The following is an 8369-nucleotide window of genomic DNA, read 5'->3' on the forward strand; positions in this document are numbered from 1 at the left end:
TGCATGCACCACCGACCTACGGTGTCCGCCGTGACCGCTCCCGCACGCATCCTCGTGGTCGAGGACGACGACTCCCTCCGCACCTCCGTCGCGGCGACCCTCCGCGCCGAGGGGTTCCTCGTCGCCGAGGCCCCGGACGGTCGGGCGATCGTCGAGGACCTCGACCGGGCCGCCCCCGACCTCGTCCTGCTCGACTGGATGCTGCCCGGTCCGAGCGGCATCCTGCTCGCTGCCCGCATCCGCACACGTTCGGACGCCGCCGTGGTCATGATGACCGCGCGCGACGAGCTCGACGACCGCCTCCGCGGGTTCGCCGAGGGCGCCGACGACTACGTCGTGAAGCCGTTCGCGATGGCCGAGCTCGTGGCGCGGGTCACCGCGGTGCTCCGCCGACGCGGTCGGGTGCCGTCGGTGATCGAGGTCGCCGACCTGGTCCTCGACCCGGACGCGGCGACCGTCCGACGCGCCGGCGTGCTGCTCGACCTGACCGCGACCGAGTTCCGGTTGCTGCGCTTCCTCGCCGAGAGCCGCGGGCGGACGGTGTCCAAGGGGCAGATCACCACCCAGGTGTGGGGCTACGAGGACATCGCGCCGAACCTCGTCGAGGTGCACCTCAGCGCCCTGCGCCGCAAGATGGAGGCGCACGGCCCGCGCCTCGTCCACACGGTCCGTGGGCTCGGCTACCGGCTCGCGGTCGACCGGGGCGCCGCGTGAGCGCCGCGACGGGTCGGCTCCGCACGACCTCCCTCCGGCTTCGGACGGTCGTCGCGGTGCTCGTCCTGCTCGCCGTCCTGCTCGCCGCGCTCGTCGTCGCGGTCGAGGCGGTGCTCGGCGCACGACTGCGCGCTCAGGTCGAGGACCGGCTGCGCGACCGGGCGGCGGCCGCGGCAGCGCTCGTCGGCGTGCTCGACGCGGACGACCTGGCCGACCGGCTGTCGGCGCAGGGGCTCTCGGTGCGCATCGTCCAGCCCGACGGAGCCGCGGTCGAGGCCGGTCCGACACCGGACCAGCTGCGGTCCGGTCCGCCCGACCCGGCCGGGTTGCCCGGCCCGGCGGCGCGGGACCGCGACGGTGCCGCGCGCGGGGGATCGTCGGGCACGTCGGACGCGACGGGGACGCTGTCCGGTGGCACGGGGTCCGGCGCGACCGTCGTGTCCTCGAGCACGCAGGAGGACGACGGGGTGCTGACGCTGCGGTCCGAGCTCGACGACGGCACGCGGATCACGCTCACCGCCGGCACGCGTGACGTGCAGGAGACCCTGACGCAGCTCGGATGGGTGATGGGTGGAGCGTCGGCGGCGTTCCTCGGCGTGGCCGTCGTCGGTGTCGTGCTGGTCGTCCGCCGCGCGCTCCGCCCGCTCGACGAGGTCACGGCGACGGCGCGTTCCATCGCCGACGGGGACCGCGGGCGCCGCCTCCGGCCGTCGCGCACCGACACCGAGATCGGTCGGGTGGCCGCCGCGTTCGACGAGATGCTCGACGCGGTCGAGGGTGCCGAGGCCCAGGCGGTGGCCGCGGAGGAGCGCGTCCGCACCTTCCTCTCCGACGCGGCGCACGAACTGCGGACCCCCGTCGCCGGGGTGCGGGCGGCGGCGGACACGCTGGTCCGGAGCGGCGGCGACGACCGGGCGACCGACGAGGTCCTCGCCGTGCACGTCGTGCGGCAGGCCGACCGGGCGGCACGGCTCGTCGACGACATGCTCACCATGGCGCGACTGGACCGGGGCATCGCACTCGACCGGCACCGGACCGACCTGGTCGCGTGGCTCCGGACGGAGGTCGACCGGCTCGAGCTGCGGCTGCCGGGGATCGCCCTGCTGCCCGTCCTGCCCGACGGGCCGGTGCCCGCCGAGGTCGACCCCGACCGCCTGGCGCAGGTCCTCGGCAACCTCGTCGACAACGCCGCCCGGGCGACCGCGGGCACCGGCACCGTCCGGGTCGCCCTGTCGACCGCGTCCGGGTCGGCGGTGCTGACCGTCGAGGACGACGGGCCCGGAATCCCGTCCACCGAGCGCGAGCGGGTCTTCGACCGGCTCGTGCGACTCGAGGACGCCCGGGACGTGCGCTCCGGCGGGGCGGGCCTCGGGCTCCCCATCGCACGGGGCATCGCCGTCGCGCACGGCGGCACGCTCGTCCACGGCGCAGAGGGGGACCTCGGTGGTGCGGTGTTCGTCCTCGTGGTCCCGCGGTGTGCCGCCGTCGACGCCGGACCGTCGGAGGTCGACCTGCGCGAGGTCGTGGCCGGGCGACCCGCCTGACGCCGGATCCCGGCGACCGGCCCCCTGGTGCCCGGCCGCCGAGGTCGCTAGCGTCGGACCATGGACCCCGTCCTCCTCCTCACGATCGCCGGCATCGTCGTCGCGGTGCTCGGGTGGACCGCGCGCTTCCTCGGCTGGACGTCCGTGGGTCGTCGGCACGACGTCCCGGACCCGAGCGGCACGATGCAGGGGAGCACGACCCCGTCGGACGGCACGACGCACGGGCACCACTCCGGTTCCGACCTCGGGGGTGGGCACCACGGTTGAGGCAGCGCGGGTCGTCGCCGTCGGTCGCGACGACGAGCACCGGTTCAGCAAGCCGGTGGTCGACGAGGTCACCCTGGTCGCGGGGTGGGGGATCGAGGGCGACGCGCACGCCGGGACCACCGTGCAGCACCGCTCCCGGGTCGCACGGGACCCGTCGCAGCCGAACCTCCGACAGGTGCACCTGCTGCACGCCGAGGTGTTCGACGAGGTCGCCCGGTCGGGACACCGCGTCGCCCCGGGCGACATGGGCGAGAACGTCACCACCCGCGGCGTCGACCTGCTCGGGCTGCCGACCGGCACGCTGCTGCACCTCGGCGATGACGCCTGCGTCCGGGTCACCGGTCTGCGGAACCCCTGCCAGCAGATCAACGACTTCGAACCCGGGCTGCTCCGTGCCGTGCTGGGACGGGCCGAGGACGGCTCGGTCGAGCGGAAGGGCGGGGTGATGGCGGTCGTGGTGACGGGCGGTGTGGTGCGCGCCGGCGACCGGATCCGCGTCGAGCTCCCGGCGGGCGAGCCGCAGCCGCTCGTGCCGGTGTGACGACCCGGGCCGGGGTGCGTCCCTGCTACCCTGGTGTCCTCGCGAGTGTGGTGGAACGGTAGACACGGGGCACTCAAAATGCTCTGCCTCACGGCGTGCGGGTTCGAGTCCCGCCACTCGTACGAACGATGCTCACGGCCCGACGCTCACGGCGGGCGGGGCAGTGCCCGTCCCCGGGTCCCGCCACTCGTACGACCGATGCTCACGGCGCGCGGTCCGACACCAGTGCGACCCGTCCTGCTCCGTCTAGTAGGCTCTCGCTCGTGAGTGACACAGAAGCAACCCCAGCAGCACCGCGTCGCGTCGTCGTCGCCGAGGACGAGTCGCTCATCCGTCTCGACATCGTCGAGATCCTCCGCGACAACGGGTTCGACGTGGTCGGCGAGGCCGGCGACGGTGAGACCGCCGTCCAGCTCGCGACCGACCTCCGCCCGGACCTCGTCGTCATGGACGTCAAGATGCCCCAGCTCGACGGCATCTCCGCGGCCGAGAAGCTCTCCAAGAACCACATCGCTCCGGTGGTCCTCCTCACGGCGTTCAGCCAGAAGGACCTCGTCGAGCGTGCGACCGAGGCCGGCGCCCTCGCCTACGTCGTCAAGCCGTTCACCCCGAACGACCTGCTGCCCGCGATCGAGATCGCCCTCTCCCGGCACCAGCAGATCATCACGCTCGAGGCCGAGGTCGCCGACCTGGTCGAGCGCTTCGAGACCCGCAAGCTCGTCGACCGCGCCAAGGGCCTGCTCAACGAGAAGATGGGCCTGACCGAGCCCGAGGCGTTCCGCTGGATCCAGAAGGCCTCGATGGACCGCCGCCTCACCATGCACGACGTCGCGAAGGCGATCATCGAGCAGCTCAGCGCCAAGAAGTAACGAGCACCCGCTCGCTCACGCGGCAGCGCCGTCGGACCTGGTCCGGCGGCGCTGTTGCGTCCCGGCCGCGGACGGCATCGGATCCACACGCATCGTGCGACATCGCACCGGTCGATCGACGCGTGTCGTGTCGCAGACTGCGCGCGGCGGCAGTGCCGCGGCAGGAGCCGGACGGGAGGCGCGGGTCGGCCCCGCCGCCGAGCCCGCCACCTGGCAGGGTGGGGGCATGGACGACGTGGTGATCCGTTCCTCCCGGCCGGAGGACATGCCGGCGGTGGCCGACCTGCGGTGGCGGTGGAGCGTCGAGGAGGACGGTGCCGTCCCGACAGTGACCCCCGACGAGTACCGCGACGCGATGACGGCCTTCGCCGCGGAGCACGCGGACTCGCACCGGTGCGTGGTCGCCGAGCGCGACGGGGTCGTGCTGGGGATGGCGTGGCTCGCCGTGCACCCTCGGCCGCCGGCGCCGCACGGGCCGCGCGGACGCGTGACCGCCGAGTTGCAGACCGTCTACGTGCACCCCGACCTGCGCGGCGGAGGTATTGCCGGACGCCTCGTCACGGCCCTGCTCGACCTCGCCGACGAGCTCGGCGCGGAGCGCACCGCGGTGCACTCGAGCGTCGTCGGCGAGACGCTCTACCGGCGGCTCGGCTTCGGGGACGCGCGCCTGCTGCTGCAGCGACCGCCCGAGGACTGATCCGCTAGCGCCGCTCGCGGATCATGTTCGTGATGCGGACGGTCGAGCAGCGTCGGCCCTCGTCGTCGGTCAGCACGATCTCGTGCGTCGTGAGCGTGCCGCCCAGGTGGATCGCGGTGCAGGTGCCGGTGACCCGGCCGCTCGTCGCGCTGCGCGAGTGCGAGGCGCTGAGCTCGATGCCGACGGCGTAGCGGCCCGGGCCGGCGTGCACGTTCGCGGCCATGGACCCGAGGCTCTCGGCGAGGACCACGTAGGCGCCGCCGTGCAGGAGTCCGACCGGCTGGCGGTTGCCCTCGACGGGGATCGACCCGACGGCACGCTCGGCCGTGAGCTCGGTGACGACCATGCCCATCTTCTCGGCGAGCTCCCCGAGACCCCGGTCCGCGAGGCGGGGGTCGACGGCGTCGGTCGTGGTCGCTTCGTCGGTCACGCTCGAGGACTCCCGTGTCGGATCGCGTCGGTAGGCTGTCCTGGTGTCGGACTCCGCAAAGCCTACCCTCATGGTCATCGACGGCCACTCGCTCGCGTTCCGGGCGTTCTACGCGCTCCCGGTCGACAGCTTCGTGAACCGCGAGGGGCAGCACACGAACGCCATCCACGGCTTCATCTCGATGCTGCTCATGCTCCTCCAGCGCGAGAAGCCGACCCACCTCGCGGTCGCGTTCGACATCTCCCGGTTCTCCTTCCGCACGCGGGAGTACGAGGACTACAAGGGCACCCGGTCCGAGACCCCGGCGGAGTTCAAGGGCCAGATCCCGCTCCTGCAGCAGGCGCTCGAGGCGATGGGCATCACGACGGTGACCAAGGAGGACTACGAGGCCGACGACATCCTCGCGACCCTCGCCCGGCAGGGTTCCGAGCAGGGCTACCAGGTGTACGTGGTGTCCGGCGACCGCGACTCGATCCAGCTCGTGAACGACGACGTCACGCTGCTCTACCCGTCGGTCCGCGGCGTCTCCGAGCTCACCCGCTACGACCGCGACAAGGTGTACGAGCGGTACGGCATCGAGCCGCACCAGTACCCGGACATCGCGGCGCTCGTGGGGGAGACGAGCGACAACCTGGTCGGCATCGACAAGGTCGGGGAGAAGACCGCCGTCAAGTGGATCACCGCGTACGGCTCGCTCGACGGGGTGCTCGAGCACGCCGACGAGATCAAGGGCGTCGTCGGCAACAACCTCCGCGAGCAGCGGGACCGCGCGATCCGGAACCGGAAGCTCAACCGGCTCGTCAACGACGTCGAGCTGCCGGTGGGTCCGGGCGACGTCGCCCTGCGACCGCTCGACGAGCAGGCCGTGCGTGACCTCTTCGCGAAGCTGCAGTTCCGCACCCTGCTCGACCGCGTGTTCAAGGTGGCGGGCACCGGTGAGCCGAGCGAGGCGGGTGACGCTCCCGGCACGGTCGACAGCGGCGCCCCGACCCCGCCGAAGGTCACGACGATCATCGACGAGGAGCTCGGCCACTGGCTCGAGCGCAAGGGCGCGAACGACGCCGAGAACGGCTTCGGGGTCGCGGTCGAGGTCATCGACGGTCGGCTCAGCGCGATCGGCATCGCCACTCACGACGACGCCGTGCTCGTGCCGGGCGGGAGCGGCGCGAAGGACTACGAGCAGCTCGCCGCGTGGTTCGCCTCCGACGCCCCGAAGCACTTCCACGACGCCAAGACCGCGATCAAGGCGCTCGCCACCGTCGGCATCACGGTGCGCGGCATCGCGGGCGACGCCCGGCTCACCGGGTGGCTCGCGCAGCCCGGCAAGCAGGGCCAGCCCCTCGCCGACCTCGTGTACCAGGAGCTCGGCGAGGAACTCCCCACCGCCGACCCGAACCAGCTCGTCCCCGAGACCGACCCGGTGAACATCGGCGTGCACGCCTGGTACGTGCTCCGGGTCGACACCGCGCTGCGCGCCCGGGTCGACGAGTCCTCGCTCCGGGTGCTCGACACCATCGAGCTCCCGCTGGTCCCGGTCCTCGCGGGCATGGAGACCGTCGGCGTCGGCATCGACCGGCCGGTGCTCACCGGGCTGTCGCACGACCTGGGGGAGCGTGCCGCCGAGCTCGCGCAGCAGGCCTTCGCGGAGATCGGGCACGAGGTGAACCTGGGGTCGCCGAAGCAGCTGCAGGAGGTCCTGTTCACCGAGCTCGCGATGCCGAAGACCCGCAAGACGAAGACGGGCTTCTCCACCGATGCCGCGAGCCTGGCGGACCTGCAGGAGCAGCACCCGCACCCGTTCCTCGGTCTGCTGCTGCAGCACCGCGACGCCACGAAGCTCCGGCAGATCGTCGACACCCTCGACGCCGCGGTCGTCGAGGGCCGCATCCACACGAGCTACGAGCAGACCGGCAGCAGCACGGGCCGCATCTCGTCGAACGACCCGAACCTGCAGAACATCCCCGTCAAGACCGCGGTCGGGCGGCGGGTCCGCTCGGCCTTCGCGGTCGCGGAGCCGTACACGACGCTCGTCACCGCCGACTACTCGCAGATCGAGATGCGCATCATGGCGCACCTGTCCGGCGACCCGGGGCTCATCCAGGCGTTCAACGAGGGCGAGGACCTGCACCGCTTCGTCGGCGCGCGCGTCTTCGGTGTCGAGCCGGCGGACGTCAGCCCCGAGATGCGCACGAAGGTCAAGGCCATGTCCTACGGCCTGGCGTACGGCCTGAGCCCGTTCGGGTTGTCGAAGCAGCTCCGGATCGAGCAGTCCGAGGCCCGGACGCTCATGAACGAGTACTTCGCGCGCTTCGGCTCCGTCCGCGACTACCTGCGCGGCGTCGTCGAGCAGGCGCGTGAGGACGGCTACACCGAGACGATCTTCGGTCGCCGTCGCCCCTTCCCGGACCTGAAGAGCCCGAACCGCGTGCTCCGCGAGAACGCCGAGCGCGCGGCGCTGAACGCGCCGATCCAGGGCTCTGCGGCAGACATCATGAAGATCGCGATGCTCGGTGTCGACGAGGACCTCCGCGAGGGCGGCATGGCCTCCCGCCTGCTGCTCCAGGTGCACGACGAGCTCATCCTCGAGGTCGCGCCCGGCGAACAGGAGCGGGTCGAGGAGGTCCTGCGGACCCGCATGGGCGGAGCCGCCGAGCTGAGCGTGCCGCTCGACGTGTCCGTCGGCGTCGGTCCGAACTGGGAGGCCGCGGCGCACTGACGCGCGGGACCGCACCGGCGCGCACCCGACCCGTGGGTAGGGTCGGGGCATGAGCGACAACCGACCCGTCCGCCAGCCCTCCGCCGTCGACCGCGTCGCCGAGGACTGGGTCACCACCCTCGTCGACCTCGACCCCACCGTCGCCACGTACATCGGCGCTCCGGGTCGCACCGACGGGTACGGCGACACGTCCCCCGCGGGTGCCGAAGCCCTCGCCGACGCGGCCCGTGCAGCGCGCCGGACGCTCGACGCGACGGACGCCGTGGACGCCGTCGACCGCGTGACGAAGACCGACCTCGGCGCCGAGCTCGACCTCGTCGTGGAGTCGCACGACCGTCGACTGCACCTGCGCGACCTCAACGTCATCCAGAGCCCCGCCCAGGAGCTCCGCGACGTGCTCGACCTCATGGCGACGGCGACGACGGACGACTGGCAGGACGTCGCCGGACGGCTGCACGCGCTGCCCGAGGCACTGGAGGGACACCGCGAGACCCTGCTCCAGGGCACCCGCGAGCAGGTGACGCCCGCACGCCGCCAGGTCGCGCCCGTCGCCGGGCACGCCGCCCCCGACGGCAGATCGGAAGCGTACAC

9 protein-coding genes and 1 tRNA gene are annotated in these 8369 nt (G+C 72.8%); 9 read left to right on the forward strand and 1 reads right to left on the reverse strand.

Going from position 1 to position 8369, the window contains the following annotated elements; translation table 11 throughout:
• The first annotated feature begins 30 nt into the window (after window positions 1-30).
• The 7 genes from H7A69_RS12810 (at window position 31) to H7A69_RS12840 (ending at window position 4632) form a co-directional block, all read left to right on the forward strand.
• Window positions 31-714, forward strand: coding sequence for a response regulator transcription factor (locus H7A69_RS12810; protein ID WP_259346221.1), 684 nt, complete (start codon window positions 31-33; stop codon window positions 712-714).
• Window positions 711-2258: a sensor histidine kinase gene (locus H7A69_RS12815; protein ID WP_182047348.1), complete on the forward strand. Its 1548-nt coding sequence runs from the start codon at window positions 711-713 to the stop codon at window positions 2256-2258. Before H7A69_RS12810 ends, H7A69_RS12815 begins: the two co-directional genes overlap by 4 nt.
• Window positions 2259-2318: 60 nt before the next feature.
• Window positions 2319-2525 (forward strand): hypothetical protein, encoded by a 207-nt coding sequence (locus tag H7A69_RS12820; protein ID WP_182047349.1) that lies wholly within the window; start codon window positions 2319-2321, stop codon window positions 2523-2525.
• A complete protein-coding gene (locus H7A69_RS12825) occupies window positions 2509-3066 on the forward strand; it encodes an MOSC domain-containing protein (RefSeq protein WP_182047350.1) in 558 nt (185 codons plus the stop codon). The genes H7A69_RS12820 and H7A69_RS12825 overlap by 17 nt, the downstream gene beginning before the upstream one ends.
• 41 nt (window positions 3067-3107) lie before the next feature.
• A tRNA-Leu gene (locus H7A69_RS12830) sits at window positions 3108-3188 on the forward strand.
• Between the two features lie 141 nt (window positions 3189-3329).
• Entirely contained in the window at window positions 3330-3935 is a 606-nt protein-coding gene (locus tag H7A69_RS12835) for an ANTAR domain-containing response regulator (RefSeq protein WP_022903868.1), read from the forward strand.
• A 226-nt stretch (window positions 3936-4161) separates the two neighbouring features.
• The gene (locus H7A69_RS12840; protein WP_182047351.1) at window positions 4162-4632 is read left to right on the forward strand and encodes a GNAT family N-acetyltransferase; all 471 of its coding nucleotides are present in this window, start codon (window positions 4162-4164) and stop codon (window positions 4630-4632) included.
• Window positions 4633-4636: 4 nt separating this feature from the next.
• Here H7A69_RS12840 and H7A69_RS12845 read toward each other — a convergent pair whose 3' ends face one another.
• Window positions 4637-5062, reverse strand: a complete 426-nt coding sequence (locus H7A69_RS12845; RefSeq protein WP_069710820.1) for a PaaI family thioesterase — start codon at window positions 5060-5062, stop codon at window positions 4637-4639.
• A 43-nt stretch (window positions 5063-5105) separates the two neighbouring features.
• Here H7A69_RS12845 and polA point away from each other — a divergent pair, with 43 nt between their 5' ends.
• Together polA and H7A69_RS12855 are read left to right on the forward strand one after the other, a co-directional pair.
• Complete coding sequence (gene polA / locus H7A69_RS12850) at window positions 5106-7778, forward strand: DNA polymerase I (RefSeq protein ID WP_182047352.1); 2673 nt, start codon at window positions 5106-5108, stop codon at window positions 7776-7778.
• Window positions 7779-7827: 49 nt separating this feature from the next.
• The coding region (locus H7A69_RS12855; protein ID WP_182047353.1) for a DUF885 family protein at window positions 7828-8369 on the forward strand (542 nt) is incomplete at its 3' end.

It is taken from the genome of Curtobacterium sp. ME26 (assembly GCF_903970945.1).
GTDB lineage: Bacteria > Actinomycetota > Actinomycetes > Actinomycetales > Microbacteriaceae > Curtobacterium > Curtobacterium citri.

Coding starts and splice junctions, on each gene's coding strand:
- H7A69_RS12820 (WP_182047349.1), top strand. CDS start 2,319: ATGGACCCCGTCCTCCTCCTCACGATCGCCGGCATCGTCGTCGCGGTG.
- H7A69_RS12840 (WP_182047351.1), top strand. CDS start 4,162: ATGGACGACGTGGTGATCCGTTCCTCCCGGCCGGAGGACATGCCGGCG.